The organism is Hymenobacter sp. NBH84, from assembly GCF_014217645.1.
In the GTDB taxonomy this organism is placed as follows: Bacteria; Bacteroidota; Bacteroidia; order Cytophagales; family Hymenobacteraceae; genus Hymenobacter; species Hymenobacter profundi.
On record NZ_CP043644.1, the window covers coordinates 624,255 to 644,174 of the forward strand.

Here is a 19,920-nt window from a genome sequence, read left to right on the forward strand (position 1 = left end):
AGTGGACCACGTTGCCCTTTTTGATGAAACTACGCTGGCGTGTAGCAAGCTGATTACCACGCGCTACAGTACCTCGTTTACGCTGGGCATCCGGACGCTCGACAAGCGCTTTCACCTGCCCGTGTACGCGGTGTATGGGTTTGTGCGCTGGGCCGACGAAATCGTGGACACCTTCCATAGCCACGATAAAGCCGCACTGTTTCAGGATTTTAAGCGCCAAACTGACGAAGCCCTGCGTGAGCGGCTGAGCCTGAATCCGGTGCTACACGCGTTCCAGCTGATGGTGCACCGCTACGGCATCGACCAGGAGTTTATTGATGCGTTTCTGCGCAGCATGGAGATGGACTTGGAAGACCAGAGCTACAACCAGTCCTTGTACCAGGAGTACATCTACGGTTCGGCGGAAGTGGTAGGGCTAATGTGCCTGCGCATCTTCTGCGAGGGAGATAAGGCGCTGTTTGAGCGTCTGCGCGAACCGGCGCGGCGGCTAGGCTCGGCGTTTCAGAAGGTGAACTTCCTGCGCGACATTCGCTCCGACTACGAAGACCGTGGCCGTGTGTATTTCCCAGGCGTGCAGTACGAGCGGTTCGACGACCAGGTGAAGCGCCAAATAGAGGACGATATTCTGGCCGATTTCGAGGCTGGCTACGCCGGCATCGTGCAGCTGCCGCGAGCGGCGCGATTAGGCGTATACCTAGCCTACGTATATTACTTAAAGCTTTTTTATAAAATCCGGCAGTTGCCGGCGGCGCATATTTTGAGTGAACGAGTGCGTGTGCCCAACAACACTAAAATGCTTTTGCTGCTAGGTTCGTACTTTCGTTATCGCCTCCGGGCCATTTAGCCAACAAACTCGTACTGCGTGAAGGTTCTGCTGCCGTTCTGTCTTACCCTGTTCTTCATTCTCTCCAGTCTCGTGTCCGACGCCAATCCCTACTCCGTTGCCAACCTGCGCCGCCAGTATCAGCAAGCTGCTGCAAGCAAAGAAGGTGGTGAGAAGTTTCACCAACTAATGGCCGCCTACACCCAGCACGATGCCGTGGTGCTAGCCTATAAAGCCGCCGCTGAAGCTATTCGGGCCCGCGACGCTTCCATGTTCAACAAGCTCACCTACGTACAGCAGGCCGCCAAGCTATTTGACGAAGCCGTGCGCCGCGACGATGACAACGCCGAAATTCGGTTCCTGCGCCTGAGCGTGGAAAGCAACCTGCCCGCCTTCCTGGGCCTCAGCCAGCACGTAGATGATGACCGGCAGTTTCTGGTACGCACGCTCTTGCAGCACCCCGAGTCCGGTATGGACAACGAATCCTTTGCTCTGGTGCGCGATTTTATGGTAGAACGCGGCCACGTATCTGGTCCCGACGCCCAGCGCCTAACCTCCTTATAGCGTTGCACCATACCATATTTTATCCTGAAGCTCCTGTTTGGAGCTTCTTTTGTTTAGGCTGCTTTGTATTTCTACCCTTGTTAGCATGATGCACAACGTAGTACTGGTAGGGTGTCTCTTACTGAGTAGCCTAACGGCTTTTGGCCAAAGTATTCACCTGACGGGGCGAGTAGAAGACACCGAGCATCACCCTATTCCTTATGCCAGCGTGGCCCTGCCCGATGGCGCGGCGGGTACTGCTACCAACGAGGTAGGGGAATTCAGCCTGACCGTGCCCGCCCTGCCGCAACGGCTGGTGGCACTCAGCATTGGGTACGCCCGCACAGAAGTAGTGGCTACTTCGGCTGCGACGCTCACTATCGTTCTGCCCGCCAGCACGGTACAGCTGCCGGAGGTGGTAGTGCGCAATCCCCAGCGCGTGGCCGAAGACCTGGTGCTGCGCGCCTACGCCCAACTGGTTCGTCACGAAAAAGATACGTATTACGGCAAGGCTTTCTACCGCCAGAAAACCCGCACCAATGGCACCTACGACGAACTGTCGGACGCGTTTTATGATGTAGAGCTGACACCGCAGAAGATAGTAGGGTGGGAGCTGGGCGAGTCGCGTTACGCGGCCGTGGCAGGGCCATTTCACATGAAAAACTTCTCTACCCTGATGCGGCTGCCTACCTTCACCCAGCACCCCAAACGGGGTAGTCTGTACCTGCCACTGGCTTTGGATGCAGCCAAGCGGTTCACCTTCACGCTACGCGAGATACAGACTGAAAACGGCCGCGAAACCGCTGTCATCGATTTCCAGCCGCGACCGGGGATAGACAAGCCCGCTCCCGCTGGCACGCTCTACCTCGACCGTCAGACAGCAGCCCTGCGCCGCCAGGAACTACGCCTGCGAGTAGGTTCTATGCTGGCATTTACGAAGGGTTTTCAGCCGTTATCAGATTCATTGCGGCTGGTATCGGATTTTGCGCCGGTGGCTGATTCGCTCACGCGTCTGGCCAGCACGCGGGGTGAGCTGGCCGTAACAGTGCAAACCGGTAACCGTCCGCCCGTGCAGTCGTTGATATCGGCCTATCTGCTATTATATCAATACACTGGCCGCCTACCCAGCCAGGCCTACGGCCGGGTAAAGCACAGCGCCGATGACTTGCAAATGCTACAGGGGCGGCCCTATAACGCCAAATTCTGGAAGGAGAACGAGATTATTCGGGCCAGTCCGGTGGAGGAAAGTGTAATTAAGTCCTTTGAGGGACGCCGGGTATTCGGCCGCTTATAGTGCTGAAAATGCGCGGGTTTTGCAGCCCGAAAGGATGAGTTTGCGTATCTTTTCCCGGATACTCCCCCGCACTGTAACCTTATGCCGGTTTTTGCGGTTATTCCGAAAGCTATGCCGCACCACCTGAGCGTCCGTATCGACCCCAATTCCGGCTTTTGCTTCGGCGTCATCTATGCTATTCAGATGGCCGAGGACTTGCTGGATGAGCAAGGCTACCTGTATTGCCTAGGCGACATCGTACATAACGACGAAGAAGTAGAACGTCTGCGCCAGCGTGGCCTGCGCATCATCGACTACGATACCTTTGCTACCCTACGTAGCGAGGCCGTGCTCATTCGGGCCCACGGCGAGCCACCCGCTACCTACCAGATGGCGCTGGAAAACAACCTGACGCTGATTGATGCCTCGTGCCCGGTGGTGCTAAAGCTGCAAAACCGCATCAAGGCCAGCTTCGACAAAAAGGATAAGATCTTCATCTACGGCAAGCATGGCCACGCCGAGGTGCGCGGCTTGCTGGGCCAGACTGGCGGCGAAGCGGTGGTGTTCGAGAACCTCGACGAGCTGCTGCGTCACGAGCTGCCTGACAACATCACGCTCTACAGCCAGACCACCAAGAGCACCGACAGCTTCTACCGCATCAAGGGCGAGCTGGAGCAGCGGGGCCACACCGTAAACGCCAACGACACGATTTGCCGCCAAGTTAGCAACCGCGACAAAGACCTGCGTCGGTTTGCTGCCCAGTTCGACCAGGTGATTTTCGTATCGGGCACCAAAAGCTCCAACGGCAAGGTGCTCTACCATGTGTGCCTCGAAACCAACCCCAACACGCACTTCGTGTCGAAGGTGGAGGAGTTGCAAACCGAGTGGTTCCGGCCGGGGCAGTCCATCGGTATCTGTGGCGCCACCAGCACGCCCATGTGGCTGATGGAAAAGGTGCGCGACACGCTGCTGCGACTCTAGGCAGTGACTGAGCGGTAGAGTGACTGAGTAACTTTCTGAACGTACGCGGTCTCATCCTGTGTTACTTTCGCGTATCCCTGCGAAATCCCTATGTCAACAACTGCTACTCTATCCACGCAAAAACGCCTGAAACCTACGTCGGTAGGGTATAAGGGGGTAGGCATTGCGTTGTTGATTATGACGTTGTGGGCCGGTCTACTCACCTACCTGCTGGCCTACTACCGGCCCGATTGGCGCACGCCCTGGCCCTACCTGCTGGCTCTGGTGCAGATGCACCTCTACACTGGCCTGTTCATCACCGCCCACGATGCCATGCACGGCGTGGTGAGCCCCAACCCGCGCCTGAACAACGCCATTGGCACCGTCGCCGCGCTGCTGTTTGCCTACAACTGGTTCCCCGGGATGCTGCCTAAGCACCAGCACCACCACCGCCACGTAGCCACCCCAGACGACCCCGACTACCACGATGGCGAGCATCCCAACTTCCTGTTCTGGTTCGTGCGCTTCGCCTGGAACTACGTGACTTGGTGGCAAGTAGTGTTAATGGCCGCTACCTATAACGTGCTGAAGTTGTGGTTTCCGCAGGCGAACGTCATTGTCTTCTGGATGATACCGGCCGTGCTGGCTACCCTGCAATTGTTCTTTTTTGGGACCTACCTGCCGCACCGGGGCGAGCACGCCCCCGACAATCCGCACAAGTCGCGTACGCAGTTGCGGCACCATGCGTGGGCTTTCGTGAGCTGTTACTTTTTCGGCTACCACTACGAGCACCACGACCAGCCCTACCTACCCTGGTGGCGCCTGTGGCGCACGAAGTAATGTCTGGGCCACGGATTCGCTCGGAACGATAAACGTCTGCCATTTTGACAAAGCGGCGCTACCACTTGGTAGCGCCGCTTTGCTTTTTATGGTAATAGAAGTGCAAAACCGCTTAAATACCCTGAAAACGCGCTTTCAGTGGAGTGGTAGAAAATGGTAAATCGTGGTGGGCTTTTCCCATGCAATCCGTACTTTTGCTAGTATCCCTGAAACGATGCCAGGCAATGCCATGAACCTTCTCTCCGGCGAATACGAATGCAAGCTGGACCCGAAAGGGCGTCTGGTGCTGCCGGCCAAGGTGAAGGGTAGTCTGCCGGAGGAAACCGGCAACCAGCTGATCCTAGTGCGCGGTTTTGAGCCGTGCTTGGTGCTTTACCCGCGCTCGGCGTGGCGCGTGATTCACGAGAAGGTGATGGCGCTGGACGAGTTCAACGAGGAATACCGCCAGTTTCAGCGCAATTTTTTGCGGGGCATGACAGAGGTAGAGTTGGACAGCATCGGCCGGTTTATGCTGCCGCGTACCATGCTGCGCTACGCCGGCATCGAGAAGGAGGCCATTATTGTGGGCATCGGCAACCGGTGCGAAATCTGGGACCCCGAGCGCTACGACAATTTCCTCATCAAAGACCAGCAGAGCTTCTCCAAACTGGCCCAAAAATTCCTGACTACCCCTGACACGGCCCCTACCAGTCCACTTGCTGCATGAGCACTTCCTACCCCAACGATACCGCCTACCACCGCCCCGTGATGCTACGCGAGTGCCTCGACGCCCTCGACCTGCGTCCCGATGGTCGCTACGTAGACGTAACTTTTGGCGGAGGCGGGCACTCGGCGCGCATCTTGGAGCATCTCACCACCGGCCACCTCTACAGCTTCGATCAGGATGCCGATGCCGAGGCCGAAGCCGCCCGCCTGGCCCGGCCGCAGTTCACCTTCATTCGCGCCAACTTCCGCGACCTGCACGCCGAGCTAGCCCGCCACGGCGCCCTACCCGTGGATGGCATCCTGGCCGATCTGGGGGTGTCGTCGCACCAATTTGACACGCCGGAGCGCGGCTTCTCTACCCGCTTCGATGGCCCGCTGGACATGCGCATGAACCCCGAGGCTTCCCAAACCGCCGCCGACATTGTGCAGGACTACTCCGAGGCCGAGCTGCACCGCATTTTTGGGATGTATGGCGAGGTGACGAATGCCCGCACCCTGGCCGCCACCGTAGTGGCCGCCCGTCGGGGTAAGGCCATTACGACTATCGCGGAGCTGAAGAAAGCCATTGCGCCCTGCACGCCGCGCGGCAAGGAGAATAAATACCTGGCGCAGGTTTTTCAGGCGTTGCGCATTGAGGTGAACGAGGAAATGGAAGCCCTGCAGGAAATGCTGCTGCAAACGGCGCAAGTGCTACGCCCCGGCGGCCGCCTAGTGGTGATGAGCTACCACTCCCTGGAAGACCGGCTAGTGAAAAACTACCTCGCTAAAGGCAAGTTCTTTGGGGAAGTAGAAAAGGACTTGTTCGGCAATACGCACCAGCCTTTCACCGTGCTCACGCGCAAACCCGTAGAAGCCACCGCCGCCGAAATTGCCGAAAACAGCCGCGCCCGAAGCGCGAAACTCCGCATAGCGGAATTAAAAATAAATAGTTAGCAATGAAGAATTATCTGTTAATGTCAACTATGAAATATTTGCTAATTGAATTATCAGCGCCAGCTAATAAATGCTTATGTATCCATTATTAATTTCTAATTCTTAATTAAAAACATGGCCGTTAATACCGTCAGACCACCGCAAAAAACTCCACCCCGCGCCAATGTGCCGCGCGAGGTGGCAGCGCCCATGCCTGTGCCGGAGGTAGTACCCGAGCCTACCCACGTGCCCGAGCCGGAGCCTGAGGAAGAGCCGGAGCCCTACCGCGCCCCGCGGCGGCCCGCTAGCACCTGGAGTGTATTTACGGTGGTTGACCGCATCATGCGCATGGATGGGCTGTTCCGCGAGGGGCTGCCGGTGCGCTACCTGCCGCATTTGCTGTTCGTGATGTTCCTAACGTTGCTCTACATCGGCAATACGCACTATGCCACGCGGATGAACCGCAATATTCAGAAGCTGAAACTGGAAACTGAGGACTTGCGCGCCGACTTTACTACCCTATCCTCTGACTATATGGAGGCTAGCAAGCAAAGCGAGGTAGCCCGCAAAGTAGCGGCCTACGGGTTGGTGGAAAGCTCCTCGCCGCCGTTCCGCATCAAGGTGCCCGCCGGCCGCTTGGACGAAGCCCAACTGGACCGCCTACCTGTTATCACAGCCGACTCTATGGCGGCTCGGGCCGTGGCTGACTCGCTGGCCCGCTTAGCCGCCGAGGAAGAGGCCGGGGCACTGCCACCTGACTCGGTGGCTGCGCCTGTCCGTGCGCCGCGCATGATTGAAGCCCCGAAAGCGCGCACTAAACCTGCGAAGAAGAAATGAAGGGAAACGTAAAAAAAGCCATAGTTACGCGGGTTCGCTTGGCCTTTCTGGGGGTGTGCCTGTTTTCGGCAGCCATTGTCTGGAAGGTGTCGCGGATTCAGTCGGAAGAGGAGGGGGCCAAGTGGCGGGCGCTGGAGCAGGAGCGCCGGGTGGTATACCAGCCGGTATTTGCCACACGGGGCACCATTCTGGCCGGCGACGGCAAAAGCATTATGGCTACCTCGCTACCCTTCTACCGGGTGGCCTGGGACCCAAGTGTGGTCGACAAAGATGTGCTGCGCGCCAAGGCCGATTCGTTGGGGCTGTTGCTCTCGCGCTTTTTTGGGGATAAGTCGGCGCAGGAATATGCTCGCAAGCTCAAGAACGCCCGCAACGCCTCGCCTGTGGTGCGCTATATTCGGTTGAACTCGCGGCAGATCAATTTTCAGGAGAAAAAACAGCTGGCTACGTGGCCGATTTTCCGGCTAGGTAAGAACAAGGGCGGGGTTATTTTCGAGAAGGTCGACAAGCGTTTTCGGCCGTTTGGCGGACTGGCCCAGCGCACTATTGGCTTCCTGAACGAAGACAAAAACGGCGCGGGGCTAGAGTTTACCTACAACCGCAGCTTGGCCGGCAAAGACGGCGAGGCCCTGTTTGAGCGCCTACCCGGCGGCAACAAACCTATCTACGATGGCTCGGAGGTGAAGGCCCAAGCCGGCTACGATATCAGGACTACCCTCGATATCAACTTGCAGGACGTAGCCGAAAATGCACTGTATAAGTCGTTGGTAGACAACGACGCGCAATATGGCTGCGTGGTGCTGATGGAAGTGAAAACCGGCGAAATCAAGGCCATTGCCAACTTGGGCAAGATTGGTGACGGCGTGTACACCGAGAACTATAACTACGCCATTGCCGACCAGGGCCGCACCGAGCCGGGCTCTACTTTCAAGTTGGCTTCCATGATGGCCTTGTTTGAGGACGACCCCGACATTGAGCTGACCGACACCGTGAACACCGGCACCTCGGGCTCTATGAAGATTGCCGGCGCCATCAAAACCGACACCCACCCCAACGGCCGCGTGACCATTCAGAAGGCCATTGAGCAGTCGTCGAACATTGGGGTAGCCAAGCTCATCAACGACCATTTCTCAGCCAACCCCGAGAAGTACACCGACCATCTCAAGAGCTTTGGGCTAGACAAGCCGCTGGGCTTCCAGATGGCGGGCGAGGCACGACCTTATGTGAAGGACCCTAACGACCGGAGCTGGAGCCGTACTTCGCTCTCTACTATGAGCATTGGCTATGAGCTGAAGCTGGCCCCGCTGCAAACGCTGGCGTTTTACAACGCCATTGCCAACGACGGCGTGAAGATTGAGCCCATCATTGTAAAGGAAATCAAGCAGGCCGATAAGGTGCTGGAGAGCTTCGAGGCACGGGTGCTAAACCCGCGCATCTGTTCGGGAAAAACAGTAGCCAAGCTGCAATCTATGCTAAAAGGGGTGGTGCTGAACGGCTCGGCCCGCGGCATTAAGACCGATGATTACAGCATTGCTGGCAAAACCGGCACTGCCTGGAAATTCAAAAACGGCCACTATACCCGCATGTACTCCACCAGCTTCTGCGGCTATTTCCCTGCTGATAAGCCCAAGTACAGCTGCATTGTGGTGATTGACTCGCCTCGTCGCGGCCGCATCTACGGTGGCACGGTGGCCGCGCCGGTGTTCCGGGAAGTAGCCGATAAGGCCATGGCCCGCGACGCGGCCAGTCAGCGGCCCCTACTGGCGCGGGGTAGCGGCCCCCGCTCGCGGGTGCCGTACGTGCGCGCCGGTATGCAAGATGAGTTGCAACTAGTGTGCGAAAAACTTTCGATAGGCATGGACGCGCCGCAGGCGGTAGCCGAAGACTGGGTGCGCGTGACGCCCGCCCGCGACTCGGCCAAGCTGGCCGTGGTAGCCCAGCCCGTGTCGCGCGACCATGTGCCCAACGTGCAGGGCATGACACTGCGCGATGCCCTATTTTTGCTGGAAAACCGGGGCCTGCGCGTGAAAACTGTGGGTACGGGCCGCGTGCAGCGTCAGTCGCTGACTGCGGGTAGTGCCCTGCAAAGGGGTGCTACCGTGGTGCTGGAGCTGGCGCCCATTGGCCGGCAAATGGTACCCGTGCTGCTACCCACGGCGGCCGCCGATACCAAACCGGCAACCGCCGAACCGGCTAAAAGACGGTCGGCGCCGTCGTCCATCACGCAGCAAACGCCGCGCCGGACCGAATTTAAACCCAAAGCTTAACCGGCGCTTGCCGCGTCGTTTTTTCTCTTGACAACACATTCTCTTTCTGCGCTGCTCACCGGCATTCCGGTGCTCGACCAACACGGCCCCACCGAGGTAACGGTGCAAGGCCTTACCCTCGACTCGCGCCAAGCCGGGCCGGGCACTGTATTCTTCGCCCTGCGCGGGGTGGCCGCCGATGGCCACCAGTTTATCCCGAAGGCCGTGGAGCAGGGCGCCGCCGTGGTAGTGTGCGAAGCCCTACCCGACGAGCGGGTCGATGCCGTGAGTTACGTGCTGGTGCCCGACAGCGCCGCCGCCATGGCCCTGATGGCTGCTACTTTTTACGATCATCCATCCCAGAAACTACAGCTGGTGGGCGTGACCGGCACCAACGGCAAAACCACCTGTGCTACCCTGCTGCACAAGCTGTTCCGGGAACTGGGTTACCACGTGGGCCTGCTGAGCACGGTGCAGAATCAGATTGACGAGGAAGTGATTCCGGCCACCCACACCACGCCCGACGCCATCCGGCTGAATGAGCTTCTGGCGCGCATGGCGCGGGCCGGCTGCGCCTACGTATTTATGGAGGTCAGCTCCCACGCCGTGGTGCAGCACCGCATTACGGGGCTGCACTTCGCGGGCGGCATCTTCACCAACCTCACCCACGACCACCTCGACTACCACGGCACCTTCGACGCCTACCTCAAGGCCAAGAAAGGCTTCTTTGATAAGCTCCCGAAAACCGCCTTCGCCCTCACCAACGCCGACGACAAGCGCGGCCCGGTGATGCTGCAAAACACGGTGGCCCGGCGCGAGTCGTACGGGCTGCGGGGGGTAGGCACGTTCCGGGGTAAGCTGCTCGAAAACGCCGTACACGGTCTGCACCTGGAGGTGGACGGCCGCGAGGTGCAGTTCCGCCTCATCGGCGTATTCAATGCTTACAACTTGCTGGCTGTGTACGGCGCGGCCGTGCTGCTGGGGGAAGACGCCGACGCGGTGCTGACCATCCTATCGGGCTTGCTATCGGCGCCGGGGCGGTTTGAGCCGGTGGTATCGGTGCAAACGCGGGTGACGGGCATTGTGGATTACGCTCATACGCCCGACGCCCTCGAAAACGTGCTCGATACCATTGCCGACATCCGCCAGCCACGGCAGCAGGTGATTACGGTGGTAGGCTGCGGCGGCAACCGCGACGCGGCCAAGCGCCCGATTATGGCTAAATTGGCCTGCCAGGGCTCCGAGCGCGTAATTCTGACCGCCGATAATCCGCGTTTCGAAGACCCCAACGATATTCTGCACCAGATGCAGGCCGGCGTAGCGCCAGCCGATATGGGCAAGGTGCTCACCATTGCCGACCGGCGCGAGGCCATTAAAACGGCCGTGGCGCTGGCCCAGCCTGGCGATATTGTGCTGGTAGCCGGCAAAGGCCACGAAACCTACCAGGAAATAAAGGGCGTGCGCACGCCCTTCGATGACAAGCAAGTGCTGCGCGAGATGTTTGAGCTGTTGGCGAAATGAAGAAGAACCCGAGCCGTCCTGCTACCCCCACCCTGTGGCTGAAGCAAACCGAGAAAAACGATACATCGCGTCGCTTCGTTGGGCCGGCGCTGTCGACTACGCTAATTGTGGCTGATGCTCAGGTGCAGCAGTTGCGCGCCGTGCACACCACCTACCACGACGCCCTGCCCGGCCCCTGGACCGCGACCAGTACTAATCAAAATCTGAACAAACGCAATACCTGACGCCTCGTCAAAAAGCTGAACATTTGCAGTTTGAAATCCTTCTGACTGTCCTTTTTTGCTGATTTACCGCGCCCATGCTCTACCACCTCTTCACGTATTTGTACAAAACCTACCACCTACCGGGCGCGGGGGTGTTTCAATATACCACGTTTCGGGCGGCCATGGCCGTCATCACTTCCCTGCTGATTGCCCAGGTATTTGGGGGGCGGCTCATTCGCATCTTGCAGCGCCGCCAGATTGGCGAAGGCATCCGCGACCTAGGGTTGCAGGGGCAAATGGAGAAGAAAGGAACGCCTACTATGGGCGGTCTGATTATTCTGCTGGCCATCTTGGTGCCGGTGCTGCTATTTGCCCGCCTCGACAATATCTACATCATTCTGATGCTGTTGAGCACGGTGTGGCTAGGGCTGATTGGCTTCCTCGACGACTATATTAAGGTAGTAAAGAAGGATAAGGAAGGCCTGGCAGGCCGCTTCAAGGTGCTGGGTCAGGTAGGGCTGGGCATCACGGTGGGCTGGGTGCTGTTCTTCTCCAACGACGTGACCGTGCGCCAGTACCTGCTGCCCGATGGCCAGCTCTCGGCCGTAGACGCCAGCCAGGTATACCAGGATGTGAAGCTGATGATTACTACCATCCCCTTCGCTAAAAACAACGAGCTGAACTATGGCAATCTGTTCAGCTACGCTGGGCCGTATTTCAATGGCCTCTACGCCTTCCTCTACATTCCCATCGTCATCGTCATCATCACGGCCGTGAGCAACGGCGCCAACATCACCGACGGCCTCGATGGGCTGGCGGCGGGTACTTCGGCCATCATCGGGACTACCATTGCCATCTTCGCTTTTGTGAGTGGTAACTCAGTACTGGCTGACTATCTGGATATTATGTATATCCCGAATTCCGGAGAGCTGGTTATTTTCTGTACTGCATTTGTGGGGGCGTGCGTGGGCTTTCTGTGGTACAATTCCTACCCCGCGCAGGTGTTCATGGGCGACACTGGCTCGCTGGCCATTGGTGGCATCATTGCGGTGCTGGCCCTCATCATTCGGAAAGAATTGCTGATTCCGGTACTGTGTGGGGTGTTTTTGATTGAGAACCTGTCGGTGATTGTGCAGGTGAGCTACTTCAAATACACCCGCAAAAAGTACGGCGAGGGGAGGCGCCTGCTGCGCATGTCGCCGCTGCACCATCACTACCAGAAACTAGGCTACCACGAATCCAAAATCGTGTCGCGGTTCTGGATTGTGGGTATTATGCTGGCCGTCTTGACGCTGGTAACGCTGAAACTACGCTAATGACAGGTTTCTCGCAGGGCGCAATCTTCGCGAGAAACCTCAACAGAATAACGCATGAACATCGTCATTTTAGGAGCTGCGGAAAGTGGAGTAGGGGCGGCGCTGTTAGCGCACGCTAAAGGCCACACCGTATTTGTGTCCGACAAAAGCCCGATTCAACCACGTTACAAGGAAAAGCTGACGGTGGCTGGTATCGAATTTGAGGAAAATCAGCACACTGAAGCCCGAATTCTGGCTGCCGATGAGGTAGTAAAAAGCCCTGGTATTCCGGAAAAGGCCCCCATCGTGCAGGCATTGCGGGCACAGAATACGCCTATTATCTCCGAGATTGAACTAGCTGGGCGCTATACCAAAGCGAAGTGCATCTGCATCACGGGTACCAACGGCAAAACTACCACCACACTACTCACTTACCACTTGCTGAGAGAGGCTGGCCTGAAGGTAGGCCTGGCCGGAAACGTAGGTTACTCCCTGGCCGAGCAGGTAATCGACGACCAGCACGACTACTACGTGGTGGAGCTGAGTAGCTTCCAGCTCGACGACACACACGATTTTCAGCCCTGGGTGTCGGTGCTGCTCAACATCACGCCCGACCACCTCGACCGCTACGACTACTCGATGGAAAAATACGCCGAGTCCAAGCTGCGCATCATGCGCCGGCAGGACAGTAACGGTTATTTCATCTACAACGCCGACGACGAGAACATCCAGCGCAACTTTAAGGGGGCCTTTCGGCCGGTGCGACAGCTACCGTTCAGCCTGCATCACCGCCCCGATTTTCACTTGGCGGGCTACTACGAAGAAGAAAGCCTGGTACGCCTAGATTTATTGCCCGGTTTTTATAGCGAAACTGAGGAAATCAGCACTGCCAACTCGCCGCTGATTGGGAAGCACAACCGCCAGAACATCCTAGCAGCTGTGCTCTGCGCCCGCGTGGCGGGGGTAGGGAAAGAGCAGATCGAAAGTGCTCTGGCTACTTTCCGCAACGCCGACCATCGCCTGCAACCCGTGGGCGAAATCAACGGCGCTACCTTCATCAACGACTCCAAAGCCACCAATGTGGAAGCCGCCTGGTATGCCCTGGATGGCATTACCAAACCCATCATCTGGATTGCCGGGGGCACCGATAAGGGCAACGATTACACCTCGTTGCTGCCCCTGGCGCAGGAACGCGTGAAGGCGCTCATTTGCCTGGGGGCAGACAACGAAAAGCTACGCACTGCCTTCACCGGCGTGGTGCCCTACCTCGTCGAGACCCAAAGCATGACCGATGCCGTGGAGCGTGCCGCCACCCTGGCCCGCCCCGGCGACGTAGTGTTGCTTTCACCCGCCTGCGCCTCCTTCGACCTCTTTAAAAACTATGAGGACCGGGGTAGGCAATTTGCGGCGGCAGTGCAGGAAATGGTGTAATTGTGAGCGGGTGAGCATGATGTCCAGTTTGTGAAACATGTAGCTCTCTATCCATTACATAAATACCCTCTCAAACAAGCCACGCCAGCAGAACGACAAACCCACTATCTCACAATTTCACTCCATGGAACCCATTAAAAACTGGCTGCAACGCAACCTCAAGGGCGACCCGGTCCTGTGGGGTATTGTGATTTTGTTTTCGCTGATCAGTATTGCGGTGGTGTACTCGGCTACGGGTACGCTGGCCTACAAGAAGATGGGCGGCAACACCGAGTACTTCCTGTTCAAGCACACCGGGCTGATTCTGGTGGGGCTGTTCTTCATGTGGCTGGCCCACCGCATCGACTACCGCTATTACTCGCGGTTGTCGCTGTATGCACTATTGATTTCGGTGCCGTTGCTGCTCTTCACGTTCTTTTTCGGTGGCACTACCCTCAACGATGCCTCGCGCTGGCTGACCATCCCGGTTATCAACCAAACCTTTCAGCCCTCCGACTTAGCCAAGCTGGCCCTCATTGCCCACTTGGCCAGTATGCTCAGCCGCCGTCAGCAGCACGTGCAAGACTTCAAAACCACCCTGCTCCCCGTTATGCTGTGGGTAGGATTGATTTGCGGCATCATCATTATGAGTAACGCTTCTACGGCATTGCTGCTATTTATCACCTGTTTGCTGCTGATGTTCATTGGTCGGGTGCCACTGAAGCAGATGGCCGTGATGGTAGCCATTGGCTTGGTAGTAGGTGGGGTAGGGCTGGCCTCAGGGCAGCGCTATAAAACGGTAATGAGCCGCGTATCGAGTTTCACGGATAAATCGAAGCCGGTGCCGTTTCAGCTGGAGCACAGCTACATAGCTATTGCGACGGGTGGCGTCACGGGCAAAGGCCCCGGCAAGAGCACTGAGCGCAACATCCTACCGCACCCGTATTCCGACTTCATTTACGCTGTAATTATTGAGGAATATGGCATGGTAGGAGGTGCCTTCGTGCTGTTTCTCTACCTCGCTTTTCTCTATCGAGGGCTGAAAACCGTGATGAACAGCGCCGGCGCCTTCGGGGGGTTGCTCTCGGCGGGACTGAGCTTTAGTCTGGTCTTGCAGGCGATGGTAAATATGGGCGTGGCCGTAGGCCTGGGTCCGATTACGGGCCTACCCCTGCCGTTGCTGAGTATGGGCGGTACCTCGCTCATTTTCACCGGTATCAGCATCGGTATTATCCTGGCCGTGAGTAGGGGCGAGCGGGAGGTACGCCCCATGGTGGGCGAGCCTGCCGATACCGCCCGGATTCCGCGGGTAGCAATGGGGTAGGGGCGGCTTGCAGCCGCCCATCTCCAGAAAGTCAACGAAACAGAACGTCATTCCGAGCTGGTCGAGGAATCTCGCTTGATAGTAATTATTACCTGCCATCAGCACGCGAGATTCCTCGACCAACTCGGAATGACATTCGACGAAGCTAATAGCTTAAGCACAACATGAAAGTAATCATCAGCGGCGGCGGTACAGGCGGGCATATCTTCCCGGCCGTGGCCATTGCCAACGAACTGCGCCGCCGCCACCCCAGCGCGGAAATTCTCTTTGTGGGCGCTAACGGCCGCATGGAGATGACGCGCGTGCCCGAGGCCGGCTACCGCATTGTGGGCCTCGACGTGACGGGCTTACAACGTCGCCTGACGCCTCAGAATCTCATGTTTCCGGTGCGCGTGATTCGGTCGGTGCGCAAGGCGGGCAAGCTGCTCGAAGAGTTTCAGCCCGATGCGGTGGTGGGGGTAGGGGGCTACGCCTCGGCACCGGTGCTGCTGGCCGCCACCTCGCGCGGAATTCCGTCCCTCATTCAGGAGCAGAATTCCTACGCGGGCCTCGTGAATAAGCTGCTGGCCCGCCGCGTCGACCGCATTTGCGTGGCCTACGAGGGTATGGAGAAATTCTTTCCGGCCGATAAGCTGGTGCTCACGGGCAACCCCGTACGCGCCGAAATTGCCAGCGGCAACCGCGCCGAAGCGTTGGCTTTCTTTGGGCTGGATGCTAGTCGACCAGTTTTACTGGTAGTCGGGGGTAGCTTGGGTGCTCGTACCCTCAACGAGGCCACGGTCGCCGCGCTACCGCGTCTTCAGCAAGGAGGTGTGCAACTGCTGTGGCAAACCGGCAAAACCTACTATCCCCAGGCTGCCCCGGCCGCTGCGCCCTACGAGGCGGACGGGCTGCACGCGCTGGAGTTCATCCAGCGTATGGATTTGGCCTACGCTGCCGCCGATGTAGTCGTGAGCCGGGCCGGAGCGCTATCGGTATCGGAACTATGCCTCACAGGCAAACCGAGCATTTTGGTGCCCTCGCCCAACGTGGCCGAAGACCATCAAACCAAAAACGCCATGGCCCTGGTGCAGCGCAACGCCGCCCTACTGGTAACGGACACGCAAGCTGCCGCCCGTCTCTACGATGAAGCGCTGGCTCTGCTGCACCAACCTGAGCGCCGTCAGCAACTCGCTACTAATGCCTTGGCGCTGGCGCGCCCTGCTGCCACCAACACGATTGTAGACGAGCTAGAGAAGCTGATGCAGCCGAATTTTAATTCTTAACGATTCAACTACTTGCAACCTTACGTCTATTTTCTGGGCATTGGCGGCATTGGAATGTCGGCGCTGGCGCGGTGGTTTCAGGCCAACGGTCATCAGGTGAGCGGCTACGACAAAACCGCTACTCCCCTCACCGAGGCACTCACCGCCGAAGGCATTGCCATTCATTATGCCGATGCGGTGGAGAACATTCCGGCGGTAGTGCGCGACAACCGCGAGCAAGCGCTAGTGGTTCTCACACCGGCCATCCCGAAAGACCACCAGGAATGGGCATGGCTGCGGGAGAATGGCTATGATATCCGCAAGCGCAGCCAGGTGCTGGGCGTGCTTACCGAAGGCCGCCCTACTCTAGCTGTAGCTGGCACCCACGGCAAAACCACTACCAGCAGTATGCTGGCGCACTTGCTGCACCACGCCGGCCTACCGGTAGGAGCGTTTCTGGGCGGCATCAGCGTCAACCTCGGTTCCAACCTGCTGTTGCCTGAAGGAATTAAAAATAGTGGTGTAGAAATTTCTGGGGAAGAGCCAACAGCTAAAATAGTAGTAGAGGCCGACGAGTACGACCGGTCCTTCCTGACCTTACACCCCGACGTTGCTATCATCACTAGTACCGATGCCGACCACCTCGACATTTACGGCGACAAGGATGCGCTGGTGGAGTCGTTTCGGCAGTTTGCGGGGCAGATAAAGCCCGGTGGCACGCTGCTGCTCAACCATACCGCCGATGCCAGCGTGGCTGATGCGGTGGGGCCGGAGGTGCGCGTCATCCGCTATGGGCTCACAAAAAGCGAAGGGCCAGAATTATATTCCTCGGCCATTACGGCGGAGGGGCATCAGTTTCATTTCGACCTACATAGCGTAGCGGGTAGCGTAATGGGTTTGCAATTATCAGTGCCCGGATACCACAATGTGGAAAACATGTTGGCCGCTGCTTGCGTAGCGCAGTTGCAAGGCGTCAATTCTGACTCGTTGAAAACGGGTGTGGCGGCGTACCGGGGCGTAAAGCGGCGGTTCGAGTTCATCGTAACGGCCACTTCGGGCACTGGGCCAAAAGTGTATGTGGACGATTATGCCCACCACCCACGCGAAATCGACGCCTTTCTGCGTTCCTTACGAGCGCTCTACCCCGGCAAACGGCTGCGGGTGGTGTTTCAACCCCATTTGTTCACCCGTACCCGCGACTTTCTTGCGGGCTTCGCCGACAGCTTAAGTCTGGCCGACGAGGTGGTGCTACTCGATATCTATCCGGCGCGGGAGCTACCCTTGCCCGGTATCACATCGGCGCTGCTCCTGGATCTGATAACGGCCCCCGTAAAGTCGTTGCAGACGAAAGAGCAGGTGCTGGCTGCCGCCCAAACCGATAATTCATTCGACGTGCTGGCAACAGTTGGCGCCGGCGACATCGACCAACTGGTGCCGCGCTTGCGGACTCTTTTAGATAACAAGTGGAATGGAGCTGAAGCGTAAAGCCAATAATCTACTGTTTGCCACCGGCTGCCTCGTGCTGCTGGTTGGGCTACTGGTGTTTGCTGGCATCCGGCAGGCGCATCGTCCTGTGGGACAAGTCATTGTTAAAATTAGTAATGAGTTCAATAACTACTTCATTAGCGAACGGGAAGTGACGCAACTGCTGACCAGAAACGGCCGGGACCGGCTGGAGGGTAGCGCCCCCGAGGCCCTGAACCTGCGGGCGCTGGAAGGGCGCCTAAAGGCGCACAGCTTCGTGAAGGATGCGCAGGTTTACCGCGACCTGTCGGGCAACCTGCATGCTGATGTGCGCCAGAGCCGTCCCATTGCCCGCCTCACGCACTCAGATACCCGCCAGGACTCCTACCTCGATTCTGATGGCCGGCAACTGCCGCTCTCACCGCTCTTCACGGCCCGCGTGGTGCCCGTGGCCCGGCAGGGCGGGGCACCGTTGCAGGCTGGTTTCTTTCAGGATTCGGTTGGCCGTCACTATTTGGAGCTACTGCGCTACATAGATGAGCATCCTTTTTGGCGGGCTCAAGTAGCGGAAGTTTTTATTGACCCAAATGGTAAGGTTGCCCTTACCCAACAGGTAGGTGACCAGCGCATAGAATTTGGTTTTCCGAAGAATATATCGGAAAAATTTGCGAAACTAATGGTATTTTACCGCCAAATTCCGCCCGCCCTGGGCTGGAATACCTACCACCGCGTTAACGTGGAGTTCAAAGATCAAATCATCTGCGAATAGCCATACTCTTTTAAAAACGCCTGAAATACGCGTTTTTTGCGTCATATTCCTTAGCTTACCTAGCTGCAACACCCTACCTACACGCCTCCGCCTCATGCAAAACGATAAAATTGTCGTCGGTCTCGACATTGGAACCACCAAAATCTGTGCGCTGGTAGGGCGCAAGAATGAATTCGGTAAGCTCGAAATTTTGGGCATAGGGAAAGCTGTGTCGGAAGGTGTTGTGCGGGGTATCGTGTCGAACATCGACAAGACGGTGGACGCCATTAAGCGCGCCATCCGGCAGGCGGAGGAGCAATCCGGTATCAATATCGGCGTAGTGAACGTGGGTATTGCAGGCCAGCACATCAAGAGCTTACAACACAACGGCAGCATCACGCGCGCCTCTACCGACAGCGAAATCACGGTGGAAGACGTGAACCGGCTGACCAACGATATGTACCGGCTGGTGACCCCGCCCGGCTCCGAAATCATCCACGTAATGCCCCAGGACTATAAGGTGGATTACGAGGAAGGTATTATGGATCCGGTGGGGATGTCGGGTGTGCGTTTGGAGGGTAACTTTCACATTATCACTGCTCAAAGCACGGCCATCAACAACATCAACAAGTGCGTAACCAAGGCTGGGCTGGAGATTGATAGCCTGATCCTGGAGCCCTTGTCTTCGTCGATGTCGGTGCTGTCGGATGAGGAGAAAGAGGCCGGCGTGGCCCTAATCGACATTGGCGGCGGTACCACGGACTTGGCTATTTTCAAGGACGGCATCATCCGCCACGCGGCAGTGCTACCCTTCGGCGGCAACATCCTGACCAGCGACATCAAGCAGGGCTGCGCCGTGATGCAAAATCAGGCGGAGCAACTGAAGGTGAAGTTCGGTAAAGCCATTGCTGAGGAAGCTTCCGAGTACGAAATCGTGAGCATTCCCGGCCTGCGCGACCGGGCTCCCAAGGAGATTTCCCTGAAAAACCTGGCCTACATTATTGAGGCTCGGATGGAGGAAATCGTGGAGCTGGTGTATGCCGAAATTCAGCGTACCGGCCACGCCGATAAACTGGCCGCTGGCATTGTACTGACGGGCGGTGGCTCGCAGTTGCAAAACCTGGTACAGCTCACGGAGTACGTAACCGGCATGGATACGCGCATTGGCTACCCCAATGAGCACCTGGGTAAGAGCAAGATCGAGGCGGTGAAGTCGCCGATGTATGCTACTACAGTAGGGCTAGTGCTGGCCGGCTACCGTCCCCTCGACGAGCGTGTCAACCAGAGCATCTACGAAGAGGAGCAGCCGCAGGCCTACTACCAGCCGCAAGCTCCCGAGCCACGCTACACGCCGCCAACGCCCGTAGCACAACAACCTGCTCCTGCACCGGAGCCGGAAAAGCCCAAGAAGCCTTCGGGCGCTAGTAAGTTCTTCCAGGACATTATCAGCCGCACCAAGGGCCTGCTCATCGACGATTTTGACGATAAGCAGTATTAAATTGCTCAATGGTTGAATTGCTAAATGGTTGTCGTCGAAACGACCAACAATTTAACCATTCAACCATTTGACTA

At 57.6% G+C, this 19,920-nt stretch carries 18 protein-coding genes; all 18 read left to right on the plus strand.

The genetic code is table 11. The annotated features are described in order from the left end of the window. Position 1 precedes the first annotated feature (1 nt). Positions 2–844 carry a phytoene/squalene synthase family protein gene (locus F1C16_RS02600; protein WP_185282821.1) on the plus strand — a complete coding sequence of 281 codons (843 nt, stop codon included), beginning with the start codon at positions 2–4 and terminating at the stop codon, positions 842–844. An 18-nt stretch (positions 845–862) separates the two neighbouring features. Beyond that, complete coding sequence (locus tag F1C16_RS02605; protein ID WP_185282822.1) at positions 863–1,387, plus strand: hypothetical protein; 525 nt, start codon at positions 863–865, stop codon at positions 1,385–1,387. A gap of 85 nt (positions 1,388–1,472) precedes the next feature. Next, positions 1,473–2,660, plus strand: coding sequence for a carboxypeptidase-like regulatory domain-containing protein (locus F1C16_RS02610; protein WP_185282823.1), 1,188 nt, complete (start codon positions 1,473–1,475; stop codon positions 2,658–2,660). A gap of 81 nt (positions 2,661–2,741) precedes the next feature. After that, positions 2,742–3,620, plus strand: coding sequence for a 4-hydroxy-3-methylbut-2-enyl diphosphate reductase (locus F1C16_RS02615; protein WP_243900309.1), 879 nt, complete (start codon positions 2,742–2,744; stop codon positions 3,618–3,620). Positions 3,621–3,710: 90 nt separating this feature from the next. Continuing rightward, the gene (locus F1C16_RS02620; protein ID WP_185282824.1) at positions 3,711–4,439 is read left to right on the plus strand and encodes a fatty acid desaturase; all 729 of its coding nucleotides are present in this window, start codon (positions 3,711–3,713) and stop codon (positions 4,437–4,439) included. A gap of 229 nt (positions 4,440–4,668) precedes the next feature. After that, positions 4,669–5,145: a division/cell wall cluster transcriptional repressor MraZ gene (mraZ, locus tag F1C16_RS02625; RefSeq protein WP_185282825.1), complete on the plus strand. Its 477-nt coding sequence runs from the start codon at positions 4,669–4,671 to the stop codon at positions 5,143–5,145. Continuing rightward, positions 5,142–6,077 (plus strand): 16S rRNA (cytosine(1402)-N(4))-methyltransferase RsmH, encoded by a 936-nt coding sequence (rsmH, locus tag F1C16_RS02630; protein WP_185282826.1) that lies wholly within the window; start codon positions 5,142–5,144, stop codon positions 6,075–6,077. Before mraZ ends, rsmH begins: the two co-directional genes overlap by 4 nt. 114 nt (positions 6,078–6,191) lie before the next feature. After that, complete coding sequence (locus tag F1C16_RS02635) at positions 6,192–6,893, plus strand: FtsL-like putative cell division protein (protein WP_185282827.1); 702 nt, start codon at positions 6,192–6,194, stop codon at positions 6,891–6,893. Further along, the gene (locus F1C16_RS02640; protein ID WP_185282828.1) at positions 6,890–9,160 is read left to right on the plus strand and encodes a penicillin-binding protein; all 2,271 of its coding nucleotides are present in this window, start codon (positions 6,890–6,892) and stop codon (positions 9,158–9,160) included. The genes F1C16_RS02635 and F1C16_RS02640 overlap by 4 nt, the downstream gene beginning before the upstream one ends. A 27-nt stretch (positions 9,161–9,187) precedes the next feature. Then, positions 9,188–10,660 (plus strand): UDP-N-acetylmuramoyl-L-alanyl-D-glutamate--2,6-diaminopimelate ligase, encoded by a 1,473-nt coding sequence (locus F1C16_RS02645; protein ID WP_374940589.1) that lies wholly within the window; start codon positions 9,188–9,190, stop codon positions 10,658–10,660. Then, complete coding sequence (locus tag F1C16_RS02650; protein ID WP_185282829.1) at positions 10,657–10,884, plus strand: hypothetical protein; 228 nt, start codon at positions 10,657–10,659, stop codon at positions 10,882–10,884. Before F1C16_RS02645 ends, F1C16_RS02650 begins: the two co-directional genes overlap by 4 nt. Before the next feature lie 74 nt (positions 10,885–10,958). Next, entirely contained in the window at positions 10,959–12,179 is a 1,221-nt protein-coding gene (mraY, locus tag F1C16_RS02655; protein WP_185282830.1) for a phospho-N-acetylmuramoyl-pentapeptide-transferase, read from the plus strand. A gap of 54 nt (positions 12,180–12,233) precedes the next feature. After that, a complete protein-coding gene (gene murD / locus F1C16_RS02660; RefSeq protein WP_185282831.1) occupies positions 12,234–13,589 on the plus strand; it encodes a UDP-N-acetylmuramoyl-L-alanine--D-glutamate ligase in 1,356 nt (451 codons plus the stop codon). A 124-nt stretch (positions 13,590–13,713) separates the two neighbouring features. After that, on the plus strand, positions 13,714–14,892 hold the full coding sequence (locus F1C16_RS02665) for an FtsW/RodA/SpoVE family cell cycle protein (protein WP_185282832.1): 1,179 nt from the start codon (positions 13,714–13,716) through the stop codon (positions 14,890–14,892). 164 nt (positions 14,893–15,056) lie between these two features. Next, the gene (murG, locus tag F1C16_RS02670; protein WP_185282833.1) at positions 15,057–16,157 is read left to right on the plus strand and encodes an undecaprenyldiphospho-muramoylpentapeptide beta-N-acetylglucosaminyltransferase; all 1,101 of its coding nucleotides are present in this window, start codon (positions 15,057–15,059) and stop codon (positions 16,155–16,157) included. A 12-nt stretch (positions 16,158–16,169) separates the two neighbouring features. Then, positions 16,170–17,621: a UDP-N-acetylmuramate--L-alanine ligase gene (gene murC, locus F1C16_RS02675; protein ID WP_185282834.1), complete on the plus strand. Its 1,452-nt coding sequence runs from the start codon at positions 16,170–16,172 to the stop codon at positions 17,619–17,621. Continuing rightward, positions 17,605–18,369 (plus strand): cell division protein FtsQ/DivIB, encoded by a 765-nt coding sequence (locus F1C16_RS02680; protein WP_243900310.1) that lies wholly within the window; start codon positions 17,605–17,607, stop codon positions 18,367–18,369. Before murC ends, F1C16_RS02680 begins: the two co-directional genes overlap by 17 nt. Before the next feature lie 94 nt (positions 18,370–18,463). After that, positions 18,464–19,846 (plus strand): cell division protein FtsA, encoded by a 1,383-nt coding sequence (gene ftsA / locus F1C16_RS02685; RefSeq protein WP_185282835.1) that lies wholly within the window; start codon positions 18,464–18,466, stop codon positions 19,844–19,846. The last annotated feature ends 74 nt before the right edge of the window (positions 19,847–19,920 follow it).

Bases quoted from the DNA above. Each gene is read 5' to 3' on its own strand.
- F1C16_RS02610 (WP_185282823.1), top strand. From the start codon at position 1,473: ATGATGCACAACGTAGTACTGGTAGGGTGTCTCTTACTGAGTAGCCTA.
- F1C16_RS02615 (WP_243900309.1), top strand. From the start codon at position 2,742: ATGCCGGTTTTTGCGGTTATTCCGAAAGCTATGCCGCACCACCTGAGC.
- F1C16_RS02620 (WP_185282824.1), top strand. From the start codon at position 3,711: ATGTCAACAACTGCTACTCTATCCACGCAAAAACGCCTGAAACCTACG.
- mraZ (WP_185282825.1), top strand. From the start codon at position 4,669: ATGAACCTTCTCTCCGGCGAATACGAATGCAAGCTGGACCCGAAAGGG.
- rsmH (WP_185282826.1), top strand. From the start codon at position 5,142: ATGAGCACTTCCTACCCCAACGATACCGCCTACCACCGCCCCGTGATG.
- F1C16_RS02635 (WP_185282827.1), top strand. From the start codon at position 6,192: ATGGCCGTTAATACCGTCAGACCACCGCAAAAAACTCCACCCCGCGCC.
- F1C16_RS02640 (WP_185282828.1), top strand. From the start codon at position 6,890: ATGAAGGGAAACGTAAAAAAAGCCATAGTTACGCGGGTTCGCTTGGCC.
- F1C16_RS02650 (WP_185282829.1), top strand. From the start codon at position 10,657: ATGAAGAAGAACCCGAGCCGTCCTGCTACCCCCACCCTGTGGCTGAAG.
- mraY (WP_185282830.1), top strand. From the start codon at position 10,959: ATGCTCTACCACCTCTTCACGTATTTGTACAAAACCTACCACCTACCG.
- murD (WP_185282831.1), top strand. From the start codon at position 12,234: ATGAACATCGTCATTTTAGGAGCTGCGGAAAGTGGAGTAGGGGCGGCG.
- F1C16_RS02665 (WP_185282832.1), top strand. From the start codon at position 13,714: ATGGAACCCATTAAAAACTGGCTGCAACGCAACCTCAAGGGCGACCCG.
- murG (WP_185282833.1), top strand. From the start codon at position 15,057: ATGAAAGTAATCATCAGCGGCGGCGGTACAGGCGGGCATATCTTCCCG.
- F1C16_RS02680 (WP_243900310.1), top strand. From the start codon at position 17,605: ATGGAGCTGAAGCGTAAAGCCAATAATCTACTGTTTGCCACCGGCTGC.
- ftsA (WP_185282835.1), top strand. From the start codon at position 18,464: ATGCAAAACGATAAAATTGTCGTCGGTCTCGACATTGGAACCACCAAA.